The organism is Paenarthrobacter sp. YAF11_1 (assembly GCF_052113445.1).
Classification (GTDB): Bacteria; Actinomycetota; Actinomycetes; order Actinomycetales; family Micrococcaceae; genus Arthrobacter.
In genome coordinates this window covers 77,560-99,288 of record NZ_JBFRDF010000009.1, presented here as the reverse complement: position 1 = coordinate 99,288, position 21,729 = coordinate 77,560, and the positions used below count along the sequence as shown (strand labels likewise).

The 21,729-nt window shown below is 63.7% G+C and carries 11 protein-coding genes; 10 read left to right on the top strand and 1 reads right to left on the bottom strand.

Features of this window, described 5'->3' with window-relative positions; genetic code table 11:
• Positions 1 to 40 precede the first annotated feature (40 nt).
• From AB4Y77_RS14945 to AB4Y77_RS14925, 5 genes are read left to right on the top strand one after another with little or no spacing between them, the layout of a single operon-like run.
• Positions 41 to 10,546 carry an amino acid adenylation domain-containing protein gene (locus AB4Y77_RS14945; RefSeq protein WP_442014478.1) on the top strand — a complete coding sequence of 3,502 codons (10,506 nt, stop codon included), beginning with the start codon at positions 41 to 43 and terminating at the stop codon, positions 10,544 to 10,546.
• 6 nt (positions 10,547 to 10,552) lie between these two features.
• Complete coding sequence (locus AB4Y77_RS14940) at positions 10,553 to 10,831, top strand: MbtH family protein (protein WP_311212213.1); 279 nt, start codon at positions 10,553 to 10,555, stop codon at positions 10,829 to 10,831.
• Positions 10,828 to 11,808 (top strand): ATP-binding cassette domain-containing protein, encoded by a 981-nt coding sequence (locus tag AB4Y77_RS14935; RefSeq protein ID WP_311212214.1) that lies wholly within the window; start codon positions 10,828 to 10,830, stop codon positions 11,806 to 11,808. The genes AB4Y77_RS14940 and AB4Y77_RS14935 overlap by 4 nt, the downstream gene beginning before the upstream one ends.
• Complete coding sequence (locus AB4Y77_RS14930) at positions 11,805 to 12,605, top strand: ABC transporter permease (protein WP_311212215.1); 801 nt, start codon at positions 11,805 to 11,807, stop codon at positions 12,603 to 12,605. The genes AB4Y77_RS14935 and AB4Y77_RS14930 overlap by 4 nt, the downstream gene beginning before the upstream one ends.
• Complete coding sequence (locus AB4Y77_RS14925; RefSeq protein WP_442014477.1) at positions 12,602 to 13,360, top strand: 4'-phosphopantetheinyl transferase family protein; 759 nt, start codon at positions 12,602 to 12,604, stop codon at positions 13,358 to 13,360. Before AB4Y77_RS14930 ends, AB4Y77_RS14925 begins: the two co-directional genes overlap by 4 nt.
• Here the strand turns inward: AB4Y77_RS14925 and AB4Y77_RS14920 are convergent.
• Entirely contained in the window at positions 13,350 to 14,036 is a 687-nt protein-coding gene (locus AB4Y77_RS14920; protein WP_442014476.1) for a helix-turn-helix domain-containing protein, read from the bottom strand. The two genes, AB4Y77_RS14925 and AB4Y77_RS14920, sit on opposite strands and share 11 nt — an antisense overlap.
• Before the next feature lie 404 nt (positions 14,037 to 14,440).
• Here AB4Y77_RS14920 and AB4Y77_RS14915 point away from each other — a divergent pair, with 404 nt between their 5' ends.
• The 5 genes from AB4Y77_RS14915 (at position 14,441) to AB4Y77_RS14895 (ending at position 21,495) form a co-directional block, all read left to right on the top strand.
• Positions 14,441 to 14,779 carry an antibiotic biosynthesis monooxygenase family protein gene (locus AB4Y77_RS14915; RefSeq protein WP_442014475.1) on the top strand — a complete coding sequence of 113 codons (339 nt, stop codon included), beginning with the start codon at positions 14,441 to 14,443 and terminating at the stop codon, positions 14,777 to 14,779.
• Between the two features lie 79 nt (positions 14,780 to 14,858).
• Positions 14,859 to 16,841 carry a hydantoinase/oxoprolinase family protein gene (locus AB4Y77_RS14910; protein ID WP_442014474.1) on the top strand — a complete coding sequence of 661 codons (1,983 nt, stop codon included), beginning with the start codon at positions 14,859 to 14,861 and terminating at the stop codon, positions 16,839 to 16,841.
• Positions 16,841 to 18,415, top strand: coding sequence for a hydantoinase B/oxoprolinase family protein (locus AB4Y77_RS14905; protein WP_442014473.1), 1,575 nt, complete (start codon positions 16,841 to 16,843; stop codon positions 18,413 to 18,415). Before AB4Y77_RS14910 ends, AB4Y77_RS14905 begins: the two co-directional genes overlap by 1 nt.
• 76 nt (positions 18,416 to 18,491) lie before the next feature.
• Positions 18,492 to 19,949, top strand: coding sequence for an APC family permease (locus AB4Y77_RS14900; RefSeq protein WP_442014472.1), 1,458 nt, complete (start codon positions 18,492 to 18,494; stop codon positions 19,947 to 19,949).
• A 64-nt stretch (positions 19,950 to 20,013) separates the two neighbouring features.
• The gene (locus AB4Y77_RS14895) at positions 20,014 to 21,495 is read left to right on the top strand and encodes an aminopeptidase P family protein (protein ID WP_442014471.1); all 1,482 of its coding nucleotides are present in this window, start codon (positions 20,014 to 20,016) and stop codon (positions 21,493 to 21,495) included.
• The last annotated feature ends 234 nt before the right edge of the window (positions 21,496 to 21,729 follow it).

Sequence of the window (21,729 nt, the reverse complement as noted above, 5' to 3'; positions counted from 1 at the left end):
GCCGCTGCTTTCCCACACCTCCCCACCGCAGAGAAGGATTATGAACTCCCCTATCCCCGCTTCCCCTGACCAGCCCGGCGTTCCGGAGCACCAGGCACCGGCCCGGATGGGTTTAACTGCAGCACAGCGAGGCATCTGGTACGCGCAAAAGTTGGCGCATGGCAGCCCGATGTATCAGATTGGACAGTTCATCGAGATCACTGGCCCGCTGGATGTTTCACGGCTGGAGGCGGCCGTGGCTCGCGCCGTTGTGGAGACGCCGGCATTGAACCTGGCATTCGGTGAAGACGATGACGGCCCGTTCCAGTATGCAAAAGCCATGGAAGCTACGGTGCAGTTCACCGATTTGAGCGGTTGCGGGGACGAAGCCACGCGCGAACAAACCGCTCGCGCGCTGATGGACTCTGACATGGCGCAAGCACGCACAGTAGAGGACGGCGGGCTACTCCACACCGAGGTCATCAGGATCTCCGGGAGCAGGCACTTCTTTTACCAGCGCGTCCACCACCTGCTGCTGGACGGATATTCCGCTGTGCTGGTACTGCGTCGTGTCGCTGCAGTTTACGAGGCACTGAGCGCCGCCAAGGACATGGCCAAGGCCGCGGCCCTCGATTTTACGACGCTTGATGAACTCATTGCGGACGACCATGAATACCAGGACTCCGCCGCGGCAGCAGCCGACGCGGCCTACTGGATTGACGAACTCGACGACGAACCAACCCCGGCTGGACTCGCCGGCCGCCCCTTGGGAACGGCCGACGCCCTGCTGCGTTCCACCCGGACGCTCCCCCAGTCCGCGGTCGATGCCCTTCAGTCAGCGTCCGGCAGCGCGCCGGCGTTGATTCTGACGGCAGTGTCCCTTTACCTGCACAGGATGACTGGCGAACAGCATGTCTCCCTCGCACTGCCCGTCACGGCCCGTCGAGGGAAGCTGGCCAAGTCCACGCCGTCCATGCTGTCCAATATCGTCCCGATCCGGCTGCACATCACCCCGGGGGCCACTGTCCAGGACATGGTGACCGCTACGGGTGGAAAACTCCGCGGCGCCCTGATCCACCAGCGAACCCGCTACGAGTCCATGAGCGGGCAGGGCAATTACCTTGGACCATCGGTAAATATCCTTCCGGTGCTGGACGACATCGCGTTCGGCGAGGCAACCGGCAGCATGCACATCCTGTCCACTGGCCCCATTGATGACTTGTCCGTCATTGTCCATGGGCTCGGACACAATGCGTCTGGCGGAGTGACAGTGCAGTTCGCGGCGAATGCTGGCCTCTACAGCCAAGAAGGCCTGGACCAGCACCTGACGCGGTTCGTCCGACTCCTGGGCTCGCTTCTGGCCAGCCCTGAAGATCCGACGGCGGCCCTGTCAGTGACGTCGACGGCGGAAGAACAGTCTCTGCTCGCCGAGGGAGACGCCGAGTCCGTGGACCTGCCGGGCCACACGGTTGTTGAGGAGTTTCAATCGGTGGCCGCAGCGGCACCCGAAAGAACCGCAGTCGTTGCTTCTGACCGCTCCCTGACCTTTGCAGAGCTGGAACGGCGCTCCAACCAACTGTCCCGTTTCCTCCGCGAGCGCGGAGCCATGCCTGGGACCACGGTCGCCGTCCGGTTGGACCGCAGCGTTCTGCTGCCTGTTGCCATTCTGGCCATCCTTAATGCCGGAGCCGCCTACGTTCCGTTGGACCCGGACTACCCGGCAGGTCGTGTGGAAGGCATGTTGGAGGACGCGGCACCGGTCATTCTGCTCACGGAGACTGCTTTGACCGTGAGCATTGATCAAGGAAGGCCGGAGACAAGCATCCCTGTGGCGGTTTTGGATTCCGCCGTGACCACTGCGTCTTTGGACGACTACGACGCGACGCCGTTGGCGCCCCTCGCCGGCCAGCACGATCTTGCCTACGTGATCTTTACGTCCGGCTCCACCGGCCGCCCCAAGGGCGTCGGCGTGGAACATCTGGCGCTGCTGAACCTGCTCACGTCACACCGGGACAGGATTTTTGACCCCGCCACGCTGCGGCTCGGCCGTCACCTCCGCGTGGCCCACACCGCGGGGTTGTCCTTTGACGCGTCCTGGGATCCAATCCTGTGGCTTCTGGCCGGTCACGAGTTGCATATGGTGGACAACCAAACGCGTCGCGATCCCGAAGCCCTGAGCCTGTTCCTGGCCGAAGAACACATCGACTCGATCGAAACAACGCCGTCGTTTGCCAAGGCCCTGCTGGCCGGTGGGCTCTTCGACCAGGACGCCCACCCCTCTGTGGTTGCCCTGGGCGGCGAAGCCGTGGACCCAGTTACGTGGCGCGAGTTGGCAGCCCATGAAGGCGTCGTGGCCTATAACTTCTACGGCCCCACCGAAACCACCGTGGACTCGCTGACTGCTGTGATGGAACCCGGCACCGATGTCACCCTCGGAGGATCGGTAGCCAACAGCCGGCACTACATCCTTGACTCGGGCCTCAACCCGGTTCCGATCAATGCCATCGGTGAACTCTATGTTGCGGGCCCCAACCTCGCGCGCGGATATCTTGACCAGCCCGGATTGAGTGCCGGGAGTTTCGTGGCCGATCCCTTTGTTGAAGACGGCTCGCGCATGTACCGTACCGGCGACGTCGTGCGTCGTTTGGACGACGGCACCCTGCAGTTCCTTGGGCGGATGGACCAGCAGGTCAAGATCCGGGGATTCCGGATTGAACTGGCCGAGATCGAAGAAGTCCTGCGGGGTATCGCAGGGGTGGCGCAGGCCGCGGTGACCGTGGCGAAGAACAAGGCAGGCTACGACCAACTCCTCGCCTACGTCACCGCCGCCGACCCCGGGCATGGAACCAACGGCGGCGCGGCCATAGAGGCACTGGACTCGGCAGCCATTCGCAAGGAGGCACGCCGGACCTTGCCGGACTATATGGTGCCCGCAGCCGTCGTCACCATCGAGTCCATACCGTTGACAGCCAACGGCAAGCTGGACACCCGTGCACTGCCAACGCCAGGACCGGAGGAAGCAACCACTGAACCTCGGACGCCTGCCGAGCGTGTGGTGGCCGAAGCTTTTCGCGAGATTCTGGGCGTGGAAGCCGCAGGCCTTGAGGACGACTTCTTCGAGCTGGGAGGCCACTCACTGCTGGCCACACGACTGGCCGCGTTCCTGCGGGACACCACAGGTTCAGCCCCGGCCCTGCGCACCATCTTCGAAGAGCCCACCGTCGCGGGGCTCGCTGCGGCGTTGGAATCCGACGGAACGTCTACTCCCTCGTTGCGAGCTGTGGAGCGGCCGGCAGCCATCCCCCTTTCCTTCGCCCAGCGCAGGCTCTGGTTCCTGAACCGCCTGGACCACCAGTCCGGCGCTTACAACATCCCGGTAGTCCTGACCCTGAAGGGCCGCCTGGATGTGGGTGCCTTGGAAGGGGCGCTCATCGACGTCGTGTCCCGGCACGAGACATTGCGCACCATCTTCCCTTGGTCCGGCGGTGAACCGCGCCAGGAAATCCTTCCGTCCGTGGCATCGGCGGCGAAACTCCTGGCCGTGCAGTGCGACTCGGACAATCTGGAACGGGCCTTGCAAGCAGAGACCCAGCGCGGCTTCGACATCACCACAGAGCTCCCGGTCCGAACGGTTTTGTTCCAGCTGGCACCCGACCACCACGTCCTGGCCATCACGTTGCACCATGTGGCGGCCGACGGCTGGTCCTTGTCTCCGCTGGCCCGGGACCTGTCCGAGGCCTACACAGCACGTTTGCACGGAGCGGCAGCGCTCGCCACTGACCTGCCCGTCCAGTACGCCGACTACACCCTGTGGCAGCGCGAAGCCCTGGGACGGGAAGACGATCCTTCCAGCCCGATTTCGCGGCAGCTGGAATTCTGGTCACGCGAGCTCAAGGGATCCCCGGAGGAACTCCAGCTACCCTACGACTTCCCGCGCGGAACCCGCGAAGGCGAGCTCCCGGCGTCGTCAATTCCCTTGGAACTGGACGCCGCCACCACGGCGGGCCTGAACGCGCTGGCGAGGAAGCACAATGCAAGCCTTTTCATGGTGCTGCAGGCCGCGCTCGCCGCACTGCTGACAAAGGCGGGCGCTGGCGAGGACGTACCGCTCGGCACCCCGGTGGCGGGTCGGACCGATACGCAACTGAATGATCTGGTGGGCTTCTTCGTCAACACGTTGGTGCTGCGGACCAACACGTCCGGAAACCCGACGGCAGCCGAGCTGGTGGAAAGCGTTCGGTACACCAACCTGCACGCGTACGGAAACCAGGACGCTCCCTTTGAGCGTGTGGTGGAGGAACTGAACCCGACGCGTTCGCGCCACCGCCATCCCCTGTTCCAAGTGATGCTGACGCTGCAAAACACCCCCGATGCCACGCTCTCCATGGAAGGTCTGGAAGCCTCCGCGGACCTGGGGAGGGAGCCGGGCGGGGCAAAGTTCGACCTCCTTGTGGATCTTGCCGAAACAGCCAGTGCCGGCATCTCAGGATCCCTCTCCTACAACCCTGCCCTCTTCACCCGCAGTACGGTGGAACGGCTGGCTGAGGGTTTTGCGCTGGTTGCCGGGCAGTTCGCCGCAGACCCGCGCGTGAGCCTGCACCGCTTGCGGATACAGAGCCCGGCTGATCATGCCGATGTCCTGGCCCACAGCGCTGCCACAGAAGACGCCGTTCCGTGGCCCACCATCCTGGACGCGCTTTCCGAGACTGCCGCCCTGCGCCCGTCAAGCACCGCCGTAGTTACTGCGAAGGCATCATGGACCTTCGCCCAGCTCCAGGAACGGGTGGACACACTCGCCAAGGGACTCACCGCCCAGGGCGTACGTCCAGGTGACCGCGTGGCGGTGGCAATCCCACGTTCAGCGGACGTCGTGGCCGCTGCCTTTGCCGTGCTCACGGCGGGTGCGGTCTACGTCCCCATCGATCTGTCCTATCCCACGGAACGGATCCGGATGATCCTGGAGGACAGCACCCCAGCGGTGGTGATTATCCACGACGAGGCGAGTACCGGCGTCGAAGCTGTCACGGCAGTGACTCTCGCCAGCCTCGTGGAGACCGGCACTGCGGTCGCAGACACCATGCTGGCGGATCGCCTGCCCGGTCCCGCGGAACTCGCCTACGTGCTGTACACATCGGGTTCCACCGGGCGGCCCAAGGGCGTGGCGGTGACGCACGGTGCTTTGGCCAACCTCTACGCGCACCACCACCGCACGCTGTTTTCGCCTCGCTTCGCGGCAGGCACGGGAAACCCTGTTTCCGTTGCGCACATCGCCGGGCTCGGCTTCGATGCGGCGTGGGATCCGATGCTCTGGATGGTCGCCGGTGCCGACCTGCACATGGTGGCCGACGCAGAGCGCGGCGACGCTGAAAGCCTCACCCAGTACTGCCTCAGCCATGGCATCGGGGTTTTGGAAACCACACCGTCTTTTGCCGCGCAATTGGTGCAGTACGGACTGCTGGAGCACCAACGTGACCGGCCGCTGATCCTTGCCCTCGGCGGCGAGCCCGTGTCCGGGGCCCTGTGGGAGCGACTGGCCGCTGATCCCTCCGTTCAGGCGGTGAACTTCTACGGCCCCACTGAGTTCACCGTTGACTCGGTCATGGCGGACATCACCGGCCCCAAGCCGGTGATTGGCCGGCCAGCCGGCAACACCTCTGCCTGGGTGCTGGACCCTTACCTGCAGCCAGTTCCAACCGGTGTCCCCGGCGAACTGTATCTGGCCGGCGACGGGATGGCGCAGGGATACGACCAGCGACCCGCCGAGACGGCTTCGCGTTTCGTGGCGAATCCCTTCGCCGCTGACGGAAGCCGAATGTACCGTACTGGCGACCTGGTGAGGCGCGACGCCAGCGGCGCGCTGGAGTTCCTTTCCCGGACCGATGACCAAGTGAAGGTGCGCGGGTTCCGGATCGAGTTGGGTGAGGTGGAATCAGCCCTGTCCGACCATCCTCAGGTACGACAAGCAGTGGCCGTACCCGATGGCAATCCGGCCCAGAGGATCATCGCGTACGTCGTGGGCGACGTGGACAGTGCAGAGCTAAGAACGCACGCCGCACGAAAGCTGCCTGACTACATGGTGCCCGCGCTGATCATGTCCATCCCGGCTCTTCCCCTGACATCGCACGGCAAGTTGGACCGCAAGGCCCTCCCGGCACCCGCGGCAGCCGGAGCGGGCAAAGGCCTGGCTCCGTCTACGCCGGAAGAGCATGTCATGGCAGGAATTTTCGGCGAGGTCCTTGGGCTGGACACGGTAGCCATGGACGACGACTTCTTCCTCCTGGGAGGCCATTCTCTTCTGGCGATCACCATCATGGGCAAGATCCGGGAAGCCTTCGGCGCTGCCCTTCCGCTGCGGACACTTTTTGACCTGCCGACTCCGGGGGCACTTTTGGCCGCTGTGTCGTCCGGACGGCCGGATGGTTCAACGCTCGACGACGGCCCCGCAGTTCACGCGGACCACGCGCCGGAGACCGGGCGAACCCTTTCGGAGTGGATCGCCACACGTACTGACGTCCCTGATGAGGACCCTGCCCTGTCCTTTGCCCAGCGACGCATGTGGTTCCTCAATCAGCTGGATCCAGGCTCGGCAGACTACAACATTTCCTTGGGCGCCCGGCTGGAGGGTGAGGTAGATGAGCAAGCCCTGTCCGCCGCCGTCGACTGTTTGGTGGCCAGGCACGAGGTCCTGAGGACCAGTTACCCGGCGGCAGCCGGCACCCCGCACCAGCGGGTCCACCCGGTCGGGCAAGCCCACGGCCTACTGCGGATCATCCCGGTGAACTCCAAAGAAGAGGAAAACACGATCCTGGCCGGGGAGACACGCAAGGGCTTCGATGTCAGCACCGACCTCCCCCTGCGCGCCATCCTCCTGCGCCGCGGTTACAGCGACGATCCCGAATGGGTCCTCCAGCTGGTTCTCCATCACATCGCCAGCGACGGCGCGTCCCTCGCACCGCTGGCCCGGGACCTTTCAGAGGCCTACTCGGCCGCACTCACCGGAGCGGCAAACAGCCGTGCTCCACTCAGCCTCCAATACGCGGACTTCAGTGCGTGGCAGCAGGAGGAACTTGGCGCTGCTGGAGTCACAGCCCGGAAGGTCGGGGTCTGGAAGGAGGCCCTGGCCGGCATTCCGACGGAGCTCACCCTGCCCGCCGATGCCCGCCGTCCCCGTGAGGCCCGGCAGCCCGGCAAACAGCGCACGTTCCAGCTCAGCGCAGCCGCTCTTGAGTCCCTGAGCTCGTTGGCGGCCACCTCCAACGCGAGCCTCTTCATGACCCTCCACGGCGTCCTGGCCGGATTCCTGCACCGCATGGGTGCCGGCGATGACATCGTCATTGGTTCACCCACGGCCGGACGAGCGGACCCGGCATTGGAAGAGCTGGTGGGGTTCTTCGTCAACACCCTGCCACTGCGGATCAGTGCCGCCGGGACTCCTACGCTGCGGAGCATGGTGGACCGTGCCCGGACCAGCGTCCTGGCAGCGTTCGATGGTGACGACGTGCCGTTTGAACGGCTCGTGGAGGTGCTGAATCCCGAACGTGAACTGGGGCGGCATCCACTGTTCCAAACCATGCTGACCGTCGACAGCTCCCCCGCCTCCGTTCCAGACCTGCCGGGCGCCAGGGTCAGTCCGCTGCCGGAGAACGGCTCCGGGGAGGCCAAATTCGATCTCTCCTTCACCTTCCGTCCGGCCACCTCTGGACTGTCAGCCACCCTGGAGTACAACGCGGCCATGTTCCAGGAAGCCACCATTGAACGGCTGGTGACAGGCTTGGTGCGTTTCGTGGAGCGGGCTGCCACCGATCCGGACACGCCCATCGCCGCACTGACGTTACTTGATCCTCAGGAAGCCGCCGCCTTGGCGACCCTTACAGCGGGACGGCATTCCGCCGTCGGGCATCAAGCAGAAGCGCCCGACGGCGTTTTGGCCGCCTTCGCTGCCACCGTCCAGTCTGCCCCGGACTCCGTAGCGCTCGTCACCGACGCCGGCGAGCATACCTTCGCTGAGCTGGCCCGTTCCGTGGGCCGCGTGGCGACCGGACTGGAACAGCGGGGAATCACCGCTGGCGACGTCGTCTCGGTGTTCCTGCCCCGGTCCGCCGGAACCATTCAGGCTTTGTTGGGCGTGGTTGCCGCGGGCGCCGTCTACAACCCGATTGATACCGAGTACCCGGACGACCGCGTGGTGGCCATCCTGGAAGATGCCGGACCTGCTGTGGTGGTCAGCTCTGAACCGGAATCCGGACGCATGTCAGTCCTGCTGTCCATGATGGCTGCCCGGAACCCCGGTGCTGCGGTTCCGCAGCTGGTGTTGTTGCCCGAACTCCTGGGGCCCGGAGGCGGTACCGGGTTGGGCTCCGTCCAGGAACTCCTTGAGCGCCAACCCGCAGGACGCGACCTCGCCTACGTGATGTTTACCTCTGGTTCCACGGGCAGGCCCAAGGGTGTGGAGGTCAGCCATGGCGCCTTGGCAGCGCTGCTGGAATCTCATGGCGAGACCCTCTTTGCGGGACTCGATCCGGACACCACCGGAGTCCAACAGATGGTGGCTCACACCACCGGAGTCGGCTTTGATGCGTCGTGGGATCCCATCCTCTGGATGATTGCCGGGCATCGGCTCCATATGGTGGGAGACGACGTCCGGCGCGATCCTGCCGCACTGGCCGAATACTTTGAAGACCGCCAGATCAGCGTCTGGGAAACAACGCCCGGTTACGCCCGGCAACTGCTGACAGAACCAGCATTCACCCGGGTGCTGGACGGAGCCGGCCTGGCATCCGGTTTCAGCCTTGCCTTGGGGGGCGAAGCCTTCGATCCCGCCCTCTGGGACGCTCTTTCCGGCAAGGACAACGTCACTGCATGGAATCTCTATGGGCCCACCGAGGCAGCGGTCGATACTGTGATGGCGCGCGTCAGTGACCACAGAGTTCCTGTGCTGGGAGACGCCACGTCCCGGACCAACCTGTACGTTCTTGACCCCCTGCTGCAGCCAGCGCTTCCAGGGGTTCCCGGCGAGCTGTACATCGCGGGCTGCCAGTTGGCCAACGGCTACCGCGGCCAGCCTGGCCTGACGGCTGAACGCTTTGTGGCTGATCCGTTCAGCGCCGATGGTGGGCGCATGTACCGCACGGGAGATCTCGTGGCGCGGCACTGGGATGGGAGCATCGTCTTCTCCGGACGCAACGACGATCAGCTCAAGATCCGTGGCTTCCGCGTGGAACCCGGGGAGATCGAGCAGGCGGCCACTACAGCCGTGGACGTCCAAGCCGCCGTCGTCCGGGCAGTGCCCTCCGGGGACAGTGTGCGGTTGGTGGCGTGGGTGGTTCCCGAGGCGGGCACCACCGTTGATGGTCCTGATGACGTGGCGGCCTTCACTGAAGGCGTCCGCACACATCTGCGCAGCTTGTTGCCGGACTACATGGTGCCGGCGGTTGTGGTGACAATCGACGAGATTCCCCTGACTCACCACGGCAAAGTGGACTTTGCGGGTCTGCCGGAAGCGTCCAGCGCTCCCCGGACGTCCGGCACGGCGCCCCGGACCCCACGGGAGGCAACGGTGGCCGCGATCTTCGCCGACGTTTTGTCCCTGGACAAAGCCGGGGTGGATGAATCGTTCTTCGAGTTGGGCGGGCATTCATTCCTGGCGCAACCGTTGATTGCCCGTATTAACGCAGCGCTGGGAACCTCGCTCCAGGTCCAGTCGCTCTTCCGTGCACCGACAGTGGTAGGCCTGCTGCAGGAGGCCTCACGCGGTGCGGAGGAAGGAGCTGCGGAGAGCTTGCGCCAGATCCTTCCACTGCGCACCAGCGGCACCAAGGCACCCCTGTTCGCCGTCCATCCGGCGTCGGGCATTGCCTGGGGATTTGCCTCGATGCTCGGTTCCTTGGATCCTGAGCGGCCGCTGATCGGGCTTCAAATGCCAGGCATGGAACCGGGCTCCACCCACAGTGTCACTGCGGAGAACCTGACGGAACTCGCGGACTCCTACATAGCCCGCATCAGATCGGTGCAGCCGTCGGGTCCTTATCACCTTCTGGGCTGGTCCTTCGGCGGGCATCTGGTTCACCGACTCGCCACACGACTCCAGGAGCTAGGCGAAAAGGTTGCTTCGCTGGCCATCCTTGACGCTTTTCCTGGAACCCAGAAGAACAACGACATTGTCGGAAACGGCTCCGGAATTTGGGCTGCCTATCTTGAGGCGCAAGGGTATGCACTTGATGAAGCCGACGCTGAAGGACTTGACGCTGGCAGGGCCCAGGAAATCCTCCGCAGGAACCACAACCCGCTGGGTACTGTTCCGCTCGATGCCGTGGAGGCCATGGTGGAGAACTTCCCAGTGCTGGCCCGGCTGATTCGAGAACAGGAACCAGCCCTATTCGACGGCGACCTGCTGCTCTTCCGCGCGACTGTGGACGTGCCTGCGGGGACACCGGGAGCGGACGCCTGGGAGCCCTACATCACCGGGAGCATCACCGACGTCGAGGTACCGGACAGGCACTCCCGGATGTTAAGTGACGCAGCTCTCCCCTCAATCATGCCCGCCTTGGCCATCCAGCTTGGGGGGTGAGTCCGAATGACCTACAACGCTCCGGAACCCGGGGCACTGTTAACGCCGGAACAACCCGAAAGGTCAATCCTCGTGACGAACCCGTTTGATGACACTTCAGCAACCTTCTCCGTCTTGGTCAACGAATACCAGCAACACTCCTTGTGGCCTTCATTCGCGGCCACACCCAAAGGGTGGGTAGCCATGTTCGGTCCGGACAACCGCGAAGCCTGCCTGGAGTACGTGTCGCAAACGTGGTTGGACATGGCTCCCCGCAAGGTTGCCGAGCTTGCTGCCAGCCAGTGATCCGGGTAGAAAATGTCCGCAAGTCCTACGGCGCCTTCACGGCCCTGGACGGCCTGACGATCAAAGCGGCGGAAGGCACTGTGCTGGGACTGTTGGGGCCCAACGGCTCCGGCAAAACCACCACTGTCAAGGTCCTCACCACCTTGCTGACACCGGATTCAGGGGATGCCTGGGTAGCCGGACATTCCGTCCGCACTGAGCCTGAACTGGTACGACGCAACCTTGGCCTCTCCGGGCAGTACGCCGCAGTGGATGAAAAGCTCACCGCCTTTGAGAACCTGCACATGGTGGGCCGCCTCTACGGCATGAACCGCAGGAATGCCACGGCCCGTGCCCACGAATTGTTGGCGGATTTCCGGCTCACGGACGTTTCCGGCAAGCGGGCCGGGGCCTTCTCAGGCGGCATGCGACGCCGCTTGGACCTTGCTGGAGCCGTGGTGGCACGGCCCAAGGTGGTGGTGCTGGACGAACCCACCACCGGCTTGGATCCGCGCGGTCGGCTGGATACCTGGGACGTGGTTGCCGGCTTGGTGTCCGCAGGAACAACCGTCCTCCTGACCACCCAGTACCTTGAAGAAGCTGACAGGTTGGCGGACCACATTGCCGTCATCAACCACGGCACCGTCATAGCCGAAGGCACTGCCTCCGAGCTCAAAGACCGCGCCGGGTCCGAACGCGTGGAGATTACTGTGCGCGATGGAGCCGACCTGCAAGCGGCCGCCTCGGTGCTGGCGGGGGCCACCGGCGGGCTGGCGACCCCCGAGCTGGACCAGGCCGCTTTGAGAGTTTCCGTGGCAGCACGCGGTGGCCACGGCGTCCTTGTGCGCGTCCTGGCCGAACTGGACGATCGGTCCCTGCCTGTCACCGAAGCGTCGCTGCGCCGTCCCACACTGGACGACGTCTTCCTCCAGCTCACCGGAGGAAACGCGCATTCGGAAAACCGCAAGAGCGACAGCAAGGAAGGGGTACCCGCATGAGCATCGTTACCGCCGCTGTCCGGGACAGCTCTGTCATTGCCCACCGCAACCTGCTCAACGTTCTCCGCACCCCGGGGGCGCTGGTCACCGGCGTCGTGCAGCCTGTCATGTTCGTCCTGCTTTTGGGCTTCGTCTTCGGCGGTTCCCTGGGTGGCGACCAGTACCGCAGCTTCCTTATTGGCGGCATCCTGGCCCAAACCCTGACTTTCAATGCTTCCTTTACAGCCGTGTATTTGGCGAAAGACCTTCAGCTGGGGTTGATTGACCGTTTTCGGTCACTGCCCATGTCCCGTGTCGCGGTGATCCTGGGACGCACCACCTCGGATCTGTACACCAGCGTCATTTCCATCGCGGTGACCCTGCTGTGCGGTGTCGCCGTCGGCTGGCGGATGAACACCGGCGCGCTGGAGTTGCTGGCGGCATTGGGCGTCCTGTTGCTCTTCGCGTTCGCCGTCTCTTGGATTGGGGCGCTGATTGCCCTCACCGCGCGCAGTGTCGAAGTGGCCCAGAGCCTTGGTCTGGTGTGGCTGTTCCCGGTGACGTTCGTGTCCGGCGCTTTCGTTTCGACGGCGTCCCTTCCAGGTCCCCTGCGCGCCATTGCCGAATGGAACCCCGTGACATCCGTTGCGACGGCCGTACGTGAGCTGTTCGGAAACGCTGCACCTTCCGGCTTCACTACGCCCGGAGGATGGCCTGCCGATAACGCCCTCGTCTACGCCGTCTCCTGCAGCCTTGCCATCATCGCTGTGTTCGCACCACTGGCGATCGCAAAGTACCGACGCATCAGCAAGCTGTGACCGCCCAGTCTGGGACGCCCGGCGTCGGCTATTTGATTCTGCCGTCCGCCGTCGTCGAGGCGGCGTGTTCCGGCGTCGGCGGCCTGGAGCGATTCCTCTCCCCGGCCGAAAATGACGCCCGACGACGGTTTCGGAACGTGGCGGACAGCCAGGACTACGCAGCCTCGCATGTACTGCTTCGCCTGCTCGCGACGCACCAGTTGGGGCTGGGCGTTCAGGCGGCACAAGGGTTGGACATCAGCCGCCAGTGCCCGGGCTGTAGCAGCACAGACCATGGGCGGACGGTCCTGCCTGGAATGTCGCTGAGCCTGTCCCGGAGCCACGGCATGGTGATGGCGGCAGTGGCTCCGGCCTCAGCCAGCGTCGGGGCAGATGTTGAACGCGTCCCGTCAGAGCTCTTCGACGGCTTTGACGACTACGTTCTTACTCCCCGTGAGGCGGCCATCATGGGCAAGTTGGACGTGTCGTCGAGGATGCGTCAGTGGGTTGCCAAAGAAGCAGTGCTGAAGGCCGCAGGGCTGGGGCTCAGCATCCCGCCGTCGGCCGTGTCCCTGGTTCCGGGCGAGGACCGGGCCAGCGGTCTTCGCGCCGTTTGCCCGGATCAACCACTGGTGAACGGCCTCGATGTTCACCCTGTCCCGGTCACATCAACGCACCTGGCTGCCGTTTCGGTAAGGGGATTTGTCCTACCCGTACTCCGCGATGTGGGTGAGGTACTTCCTTCACTGCCGTTCTGGCGGTCTTCTATACTCTGACGCGGAGTCGCTCGGATTCGGCGATCGCGGCTTCGACGGCGGCGGCGTCCAGTCCACACGCGCGTAGAGCGGTTGCGGCGATCACTTCCAAGTACGCGGGGTCCGGTTCCCCGCTCCGACGCAAATGGCTGATCAGCTCCGTGAGGTGGATGATGATCGCGCCCAGTTGTTCCTCCGAAACCGTTGCTGCCACCACCTCAGTTGCAGCAGCAGCTCCAAGCCTTCCGTAGACGTTGAGCAACTCTTGCCGCTCCATGCGAAAGGTGCTGTAGCGCTCACCTTGTACCTCCGGAAGCAACCACAGGATGGCGAAGTTGTGCGCGGCCTTGATCAGTGTCGTTGTATCCAGAACAACGGCAGCGTGGAGGGCGCCGGCCGCGCTGGCCGAAGCAGGGACGAGTGCCTCAAGGCTGCGAACAACCTCCAGACCGGGTCGAACGGACGCGGTGAGGAGCTCGTCGAGCATTTCTTCCTTGTTCGCGAAGTGGTAGTAGAGGGATGCCTGACGGACGCCGACCCGCTCGGCTATTGTCCGGGTCGATGTGGCCGTGAATCCGTTTTCGACGAAGAGCGCCGCGGCGGCGTCAAGGATCTGTTCCCGGGGCGAGTGTTCAGTATCGGACGCCGGGATACTGCGTGGACGACCGGTGCGTACTGGCCTTATTTCGGTTGGCATGGCTCCATCCTTTCACGCGGGACCGTGACATTCCCGTCCGCATTCCATCCCCCGCCTCCGACCGGACGGCACGCTGAAGGGACCCCTGCGACTCTCCGCGACCACCCACCTGGATGGGTGACTGTTACTTCAAAAATACACTACCTATCACTTGACAGGTATTAGCTGGGGTGGGACGCTCATACAAGCGAAGTGTTACCCCCGCCACAACGTTCGACCAACAAATCCCCCCCACCAATTCGGGACGAAATGGTCGCTCGCAGAAGGTCACGGGACACGGGCATTCGCTGCACTGCCCAACTGACAAAGAAGTCGTACTGCTGCATTGGTCGGCGCGTTGTGATGCGGGAGTCCTGATTCAGGATTACCACCCGCAGTGAACCGTTCGACCGGAAGGAACCCCAATGATCAGGACTCAATTGCACCTGAAAACCCGTCCTGGCCTCGTTCAAGATGTTCTGGATTTCTATGAGGAACGTGGCATCCTCGCGAGGTCCCTCGCGCAACCGGGGTGCCTGGCAGCGGAGATACGCGTTCCACTTCGCCACCAGGATTGCGTTGTCATCAGCGCAGTTTGGGACGCCGAACCGGCCTACCAGTCCTGGTTGGCGAACCCGGAACGGGCCTCCGCTGCCAATGAGCTGAGGGCTCTGCTGGACCCCGCGGAGGGCGCCTTGGGCGACGCCGAAGTCTCGATCATCCACGACTGCAGAGCTGCGCTTCCCGGTTCATCTGCCAACTGATCCGGCGGCTGACTCAGTAAATCCGAATCAAATTCACACCATCAAGGGATACATCATKAAGAAAGACTTACGGGTAGGAGTGGACATCGGTGGAACCTTCACCGACATCGTCGTGCAAAACAGGTGCGACGGCAGCACGCTCCTCCATAAAGTCCTCAGCACACCGGATAATCCCAGCGTTGGGATGCTCCGGGGCCTGGACGAGCTTGGCATCGCGGAGGACATCGAGTTCCTTGTTCACGGGACTACCGCGGGCCTGAACGCCCTCCTTTCCCGCACTGGTGAGCGTATTGCACTCATCACCACAGCCGGGTTTGAAGATGTTCCGATCCTGGGCCGCGGCGGGAACAAGGAAATCTGGAGCCTGACGCCTGAACGGCCGACGCCGCTCGTCGCTAAGGATGCCATCGTCTCTGTCGATGAAAGGGTCCGCTTTGACGGATCCGTGGAACGGCCACTGCAGGACGACGACGTCCGCCGGATTGCCGGCTGGCTGCTGGCGGAGGGCATCACGAGCGTCGCGGTTTCCTTTCTCCACGCCCACAGGAATCCCACCCATGAAATTACCCTGCGCAAACGCCTCGCCGCCCTCGTGCCTGAGGCCTCGATAGTTCTCTCCCACGAAGTCGCACCGGAACAGGGAGAGTTCGAGCGGACGTCCACCACACTCGCCACCGGCTATGTGGCGCGCACAGTTGACCGTTACCTCACAGCGCTGACGGTGGAACTGGACAAACGGCGTTGCAGTGCTCCGCTGCAGGTCATGAGGTCCAGCGGAGGGATATGCTCGGCAACACTGGTGGCGCGCCAACCCATCCAAACAATCCTTAGCGGGCCCGCTGGAGGCGTCGTTGCCGCCGAAACACTTGCCCGCTCGCTCGGTCGGCCAAACCTGATCGCCATCGACATGGGTGGAACGTCATCTGATGTGAGCTTGGTGATCGACGGCAGGATGACGCTGGCTACCGAAGGTGAAATCGCCGACCAAGTCATGCGGATGCCGGTCGTTGAACTGCACACCATCGGCGCCGGGGGCGGTTCCATTGCCCGCGCGGAAGCCGGCGGGCTTCGAGTGGGTCCCAAGAGTGCCGGCTCCGACCCTGGTCCGGCATGCTACGGACAGGGTGGTACTGAGCCTACAGTCACCGACGCCCAGGTGGTACTGGGCCGGATTGATCCGGCTTGGTTCCTGGGTGGCCGGATGAAGCTGAGCCTTGACGCGGCGCAGATGGCCGTCGGCAGGCTGGGCAAAGCCTTGGACATTGAGCCGGAGACCGCCGCGGAAGGCATCGTGGCGGTGGCGAACGGCATGATGGCCAACGCCATCCGCACTCTCACCATGCGACGGGGTATTAATGCCCGGGATTTCGCGCTCGTGGCCTTTGGGGGTGCGGGTCCCCTCCACGGTGCTGCCCTGGCGGACGAACTCGGAATCCGGGAAGTAATTGTTCCCTTCGCAACCGGTGTGCTTTCGGCCTGGGGGATGCTGCACGCCGACATCCGGCACGACGTCTCCGCACCTCTCTCCGGCCTGGCGGATGACCCGGAGGTGCGTCGGATGTTCCATGAGACATGCCAGCAATTGGAAGCCCACGGATCAATACTGCTGGACACCGAGCGCGTCCCCGACGACGACAAGACGTTCGAATTCTCGGCGGACATGCGCTACGTCGGTCAGGAGCATGCAATCTCCGTCGAAATTGCCAGCGGGGACGATGCGGTTGGCCTCTTCCACGACGCCTACCGGCGCCGGTACGGGCACAGCATGCCCGAATCACCCGTCGAGTTTGTCAATGTGAGGCTCGCTGCTGTTGGCTGTGTCGGCTCGGCTCCGGCAGAATCGTCAGGCCCTGGCCCGGATGTCCCCAAGGAATCAGCCCGGAAAGTGCGGATCGACGGCGTCACCCATGACGCGCGCGTTGTGCACAGGAGCGCACTTGGCGTCGCAGCGGTCAACGGGCCCGCGATCATCCAGGAAGACGGTTCAACAACCCTGGTCCCCCCGTCGTGGCAGGCCACGCGCGGCGACTTTGACACCATGATTCTTAGAAAGGTCAGCTGATGAACACCGACGTAGTGACCACAGAGATCGTCCGTAACCTCTTCCTGTCAGCAGCAGAAGACATGCACGCAACGCTGGTGCGCTCAGCCTTCCAGCCGCTTCTCTACGAAAACGAGGACGCCGCCGTCGCCATCCTTGACCGCAACGCAGACGTCCTGGGCCAGTCCAGCGGCCTGCCCCTGTTCCTGGGAAACCTCGATGAAGCGATCAAGGAGACTCTTCGTCGCAGGGGTGGGACCGGGTGGCTCAACGAAGGCGATGTCGTCATCCTGAACGACCCCTACATCCAGGGCACGCACGTCAACGACGTCACCCTTTTTGCACCCGTACACTCTCAGGGCGAGATCATCGGTTACGTCGCCGTCCGCGGCGATGTGACCGACGTCGGCGGTAAAGATCCCGGCGGAGGAACCGAGACCACAGAGGTATATCAGGAAGGTCTCCTGCTCGGGCCGGTAAAGATCTGCACAGCCCACGGGCCAAACCAGGACATCATCGACATCATTCGCCGCAACAGCCGCAGTAGAGAGCTGATCGTAGGCGACATCAACGCCATGATTTCCTCGTGCCGGATCGGCCAGCGCCGCATGCTGGAGATCGTCAAGCGCTTCAGCATTGGCGTCATCGAGGCAGCTCGCGATGAAATCTTCCGCCAGAGCGAGGAGTCCGACAGGGATACCGTCAGCAACATACCCGACGGCGTCTACACCGGAAGCGGCTGCATGGACAATGACGGCATCATCCTGGACGCCCCCGTCAGGATCCCGATCAAGATCACTGTCCATGGCGACACACTCACCGTTGACCTAACGCAGAGCCCCGATTCAACAACAGGGCCCATCAATTGCGGACGCGCCCAGGCCGTTGCCGCCATCCGCGTTGCCTACAAGTTGCTGTTCGCCCCCGAGCGCTCGTTCGACGGCGGATGCTTCCGTAACGTCGAAGTGCTGACGCGTCCGGGGTCGGTTCACCATGCAGAGGAGCCAGCGGCCTGCGGTTGGTATTACACCACCTTGGGACTTCTGGTGGATCTCTTCATCAGCGCCTTCGCGGACGTCCTGCCCGGACGTGTCACGGCGGCCCAGTTTGGTGATTCGATGATTACTTACTTTGCCGGCCAGGATTTTCGCGGCACGGACTACCTCTGCGTCGAAGCACACGCCGGCGGTTGGGGTGCGTCCAGCCGGTCAGACGGAGCCGACGGACTCATCAACGTCCTCAATGGCAGTTTCCGGAACACTCCCGTTGAAGCGCTGGAATCCCGATACCCGATCACGGTTACGCAATACGCCATCAGGCACGACTCCGGTGGTGCGGGCATGCATCGTGGAGGGAACGGCATCGTCCGCAGCTACCGATTCGACGAACCAACGCAACTGTTCCTTTGGCTCGACCGCTCCCTGACCCCCGCCTGGGGACTGAACGGGGGCTCCCCTGGCGAACCGCCCCGCGTGGAAATCTCGGGCAGCGTCCAACGATCGGACCTGCTTAAGGTCAACGGGCTGCATCTCTCTGCCGGGGACGAACTGAAAATCCTGACAGGTGGCGGCGGCGGCTTCGGGGCTCCCGAATGACCACTCCTTGCACTACCCGCCACACCTTCTCCCCACCAGAAATCACACTCGGTATTTCGCATCGAAAGGCAACGCCATGACCGACAGGTCATCGAATACTGCGACGGCTCCCGGCGGACGGGGCCCGCAAGGGGCACCGACCGGAACGCTGAGCGCCCGCCACATCATCTTCTTCGTCATCGCCGCCGCAGCGCCCCTTGGGTTCGCCGTCGGATCGATCCCCTTGGCAGTAGGCCGCGGCGGCATTGGCACTGCCGCCATGTTCCTCATCGCCGGCGGCTTCCTGGCACTGTTCGCCGTCGGATACGTGGCCATGACCAGGTTCGTCCCCAACGCCGGCGCGCTCTTCTCCTACATCACCGCAGGCCTGGGCCGTCCACTCGGCATCGGCGTCGCGTTCGTCGCCGCACTGGCATACGCCCTGGTATCCGCCGGAGCGGTGGGTCCGTTCGCCGTATTTGCCGAGCAGACAGGCCAGTCGCTGTTCGGTGTTGCCGTTCCCTGGCCGGTTTGGGCCGTCGGGGGCGTCCTGGTGATGGGCATCCTGGGGCAGTTGAATGTCGAGCTCAACCTACGGGTGCTGGGCTTCTTCATGATCGCGGAAGTGGCGGTCCTCGCTATCCTGGGCGTAGCCGTTGTCTCCCAAGGAGGCGCCTCCGGCCTATCCCTCGATGCATTGAGCCCAGGGGCCATCGCAGAAGGGCAAATCGGCGTCGTTCTTCTCGTCGTCTTCGCGGCCTTCGCAGGATTCGAGGCAACTGCGCTGTTCCGTGAAGAGGCCAAACATCCTGTGCGCACGCTGCGCCGTGCAACGTTCGGGTCCATCGCCGTTATCGCACTGCTGCAGTCCTTTGTTGCCTGGTCAATCGTTCAGGCGTTCGGCTCGACAGTGGTGGACGTCGCCAACGCAACGCCCACCGAGATGTTTGCCATCGCAGCCCGACAGTACGTCGGCGACTGGTTCGCCAACCTCATCTCGATCCTCGTCGTCTGCAGCTGGTTCGCTTCCGTCAGTGCTTTTCACAACGCCACAACCCGGTACCTCCACGCACTGTCGCGCGACGGAGTGATACCGGCCGTCTTCGCTCGCCGCTCGCGTCGAACCAATGCACCCTGGGTGGCCAGCCTCGCCCACAGCACGTTCACACTGGTGGTCATTTTGCTCTGCATCGTCGCAGGACTCGACCCCTATTTGGACCTCTTCGTCCTCGGCAGCGTGCCCGTCGCGGTCAGCATTCCTGCGATGGAGTGCCTCACTGCAATCGCAGTGGTCGCGTTCTTCCTCAGGGACCGGCGTGGCCAATCACGGTGGACGGTGTTTGTCGCACCCTCGCTGGCTGCGGTTGCCCTGGCCGTAGTTGTCTATCTGGTTCTGGCCAACATGGAGTTCTACACAGCCCAGAGCGGCCCGATCAACTGGATACTCCCCGGCGTCAACCTTGTAGTCCTCGGGATCGGCGTTGCCCGTGCTCTATGGATGCGCTACCGCACACCCCACCTTTACGAACGCATCGGCCGCTTCGGGCTGGAATAAGCGAGCTCAGCGCCTTCCGCACGTGGTTCAAACGAGGCCTCACCCTCCCATCAAAGGTGGACGAATGACTCCCCCCGAAACGACTATTTCTCTTCATGCAGGTTCCTCTTCGAACCGCTCAACCACACCCGATTCCGAATCCTTCAAGAAGGCCATTGGCGAAAACTGGGCCAGACATGTCGAAGTTCTGCCCCAGCCCCGGGAACAGGCCGCATTTGCCGCAGACCGGCGCAGGCGGGTCTCCGTAAGGTACCCAGGCGTGCGTCTGCTCGCCCCGGCGGGCCGCCTCAAACAACGAGCGAACGATATGACGTATCCGTTCCGGGCGCACTCTGCGTTTGCGTGGCTGACAGGATGGGGCAGCGATTCCGAGCCCGGAGCCGTGCTCGTGTTCGAACCAGCAGGCGACACCCACGAGGTGACGCTGTACTTCCGCGAACGGGCCGGACGCGGCTCGGATGAGTTCTACGCGAACCCGGAAATCGGTGAGTTCTGGATTGGCCCGAGACCTTCTCTCCGGCAAGTCGCCACCGACCTCGGACTCCAGACCCGCGACATCGCCGATCTGGACATGCTCCTGCGCCACGTCCCAACAGCCGCACACCCGACCGTGACCATATCGGAAGCCGACCCGGAATTGGCCGATGCCATCGGGAGCCGGGAACCCGGTGCAGTCATACGCAACGCTGGATTTGCCCGCGACCTCTCCGAACTGCGACTCGTCAAAGATCCCTACGAGGTAGAGCAGATACGGAATGCCGTAGCCGCCACCGCCCTCGGATTCTCGGACGTCATCGCCGACCTCCCCCGCATCCGTGGCCATGTCCGCGCCGAGCGCCTCATCGACGGAGTATTCAACAGCCGGGCCCGGGCGGAGGGAAACACTGTAGGTTACAACACGATCGCAGCAGCCGGTGTGCACTCGTGCCTCCTGCATTGGACCCGCAACGACGGACCCGCTGTGAACGGTGATTTGGTTCTCCTCGACGCAGGCGTGGAGATGGACAGCTACTACACCGCCGACATCACCAGAACGTTTCCCGTGAGCGGAAGCTACTCTGTGGCGCAACGCAAAGTCCATGAGGCTGTCCTGGAAGCAGCAGACGCCGCCCTGGCCGCCGCACGTCCCGGCATCCGGTTCCGTGACATCCACGACGCCGCCATGGCAGTCATTGCCCGCAAAACCGTCGAATGGGGTGTACTGACGGTCAGCGTCGAGCAGGCCTTGGAGGAGGGAAACCAACAGCATCGCCGCTACATGGTCCACGGCACGAGCCATCACCTCGGACTCGACGTACACGACTGCGCGCAGGCCCGCCGGGAGATGTACCTCGACGGCATCCTTGAGCCCGGAATGGTCTTCACCATTGAACCGGGACTCTACTTCCAGCCCGATGACCTCACGGTGCCGGAGGAGCTACGCGGCATCGGAGTACGCATCGAGGACAACATCCTGGTGACAGCAGAGGGCGCAGAGAATCTATCGGCCGCGATCCCCCGCACCGCCGACGGGATCGAAGCGTGGATCCAGCAGTCAAGCAACTGAACATCATGCCTGCAACTGGGCGTGCCATGTCCCATTGCCCCGCACCGAACCAGCCCTCGTAGAGAACGGATAACAAAAGATTCCGTCGAAAAAGCCGGAAGACTCTCCCGGAGTAGGAGGATTTGATGCTACAACCGATCCCGAGGCCACCATCCGGGCAGTACGACGTGCGGGCATCATTGCTGGTTCACGGGACCATCACGGGAGCATGCGGGCTGCTCGCGAACTCCAACA

Bases quoted from the DNA above. Each gene is read 5' to 3' on its own strand.
- AB4Y77_RS14895 (WP_442014471.1), top strand. From the start codon at position 20,014: ATGACTCCCCCCGAAACGACTATTTCTCTTCATGCAGGTTCCTCTTCG.
- AB4Y77_RS14930 (WP_311212215.1), top strand. From the start codon at position 11,805: ATGAGCATCGTTACCGCCGCTGTCCGGGACAGCTCTGTCATTGCCCAC.
- AB4Y77_RS14945 (WP_442014478.1), top strand. From the start codon at position 41: ATGAACTCCCCTATCCCCGCTTCCCCTGACCAGCCCGGCGTTCCGGAG.
- AB4Y77_RS14915 (WP_442014475.1), top strand. From the start codon at position 14,441: ATGATCAGGACTCAATTGCACCTGAAAACCCGTCCTGGCCTCGTTCAA.
- AB4Y77_RS14940 (WP_311212213.1), top strand. From the start codon at position 10,553: ATGACCTACAACGCTCCGGAACCCGGGGCACTGTTAACGCCGGAACAA.
- AB4Y77_RS14905 (WP_442014473.1), top strand. From the start codon at position 16,841: ATGAACACCGACGTAGTGACCACAGAGATCGTCCGTAACCTCTTCCTG.
- AB4Y77_RS14900 (WP_442014472.1), top strand. From the start codon at position 18,492: ATGACCGACAGGTCATCGAATACTGCGACGGCTCCCGGCGGACGGGGC.
- AB4Y77_RS14920 (WP_442014476.1), bottom strand. From the start codon at position 14,036: ATGCCAACCGAAATAAGGCCAGTACGCACCGGTCGTCCACGCAGTATC.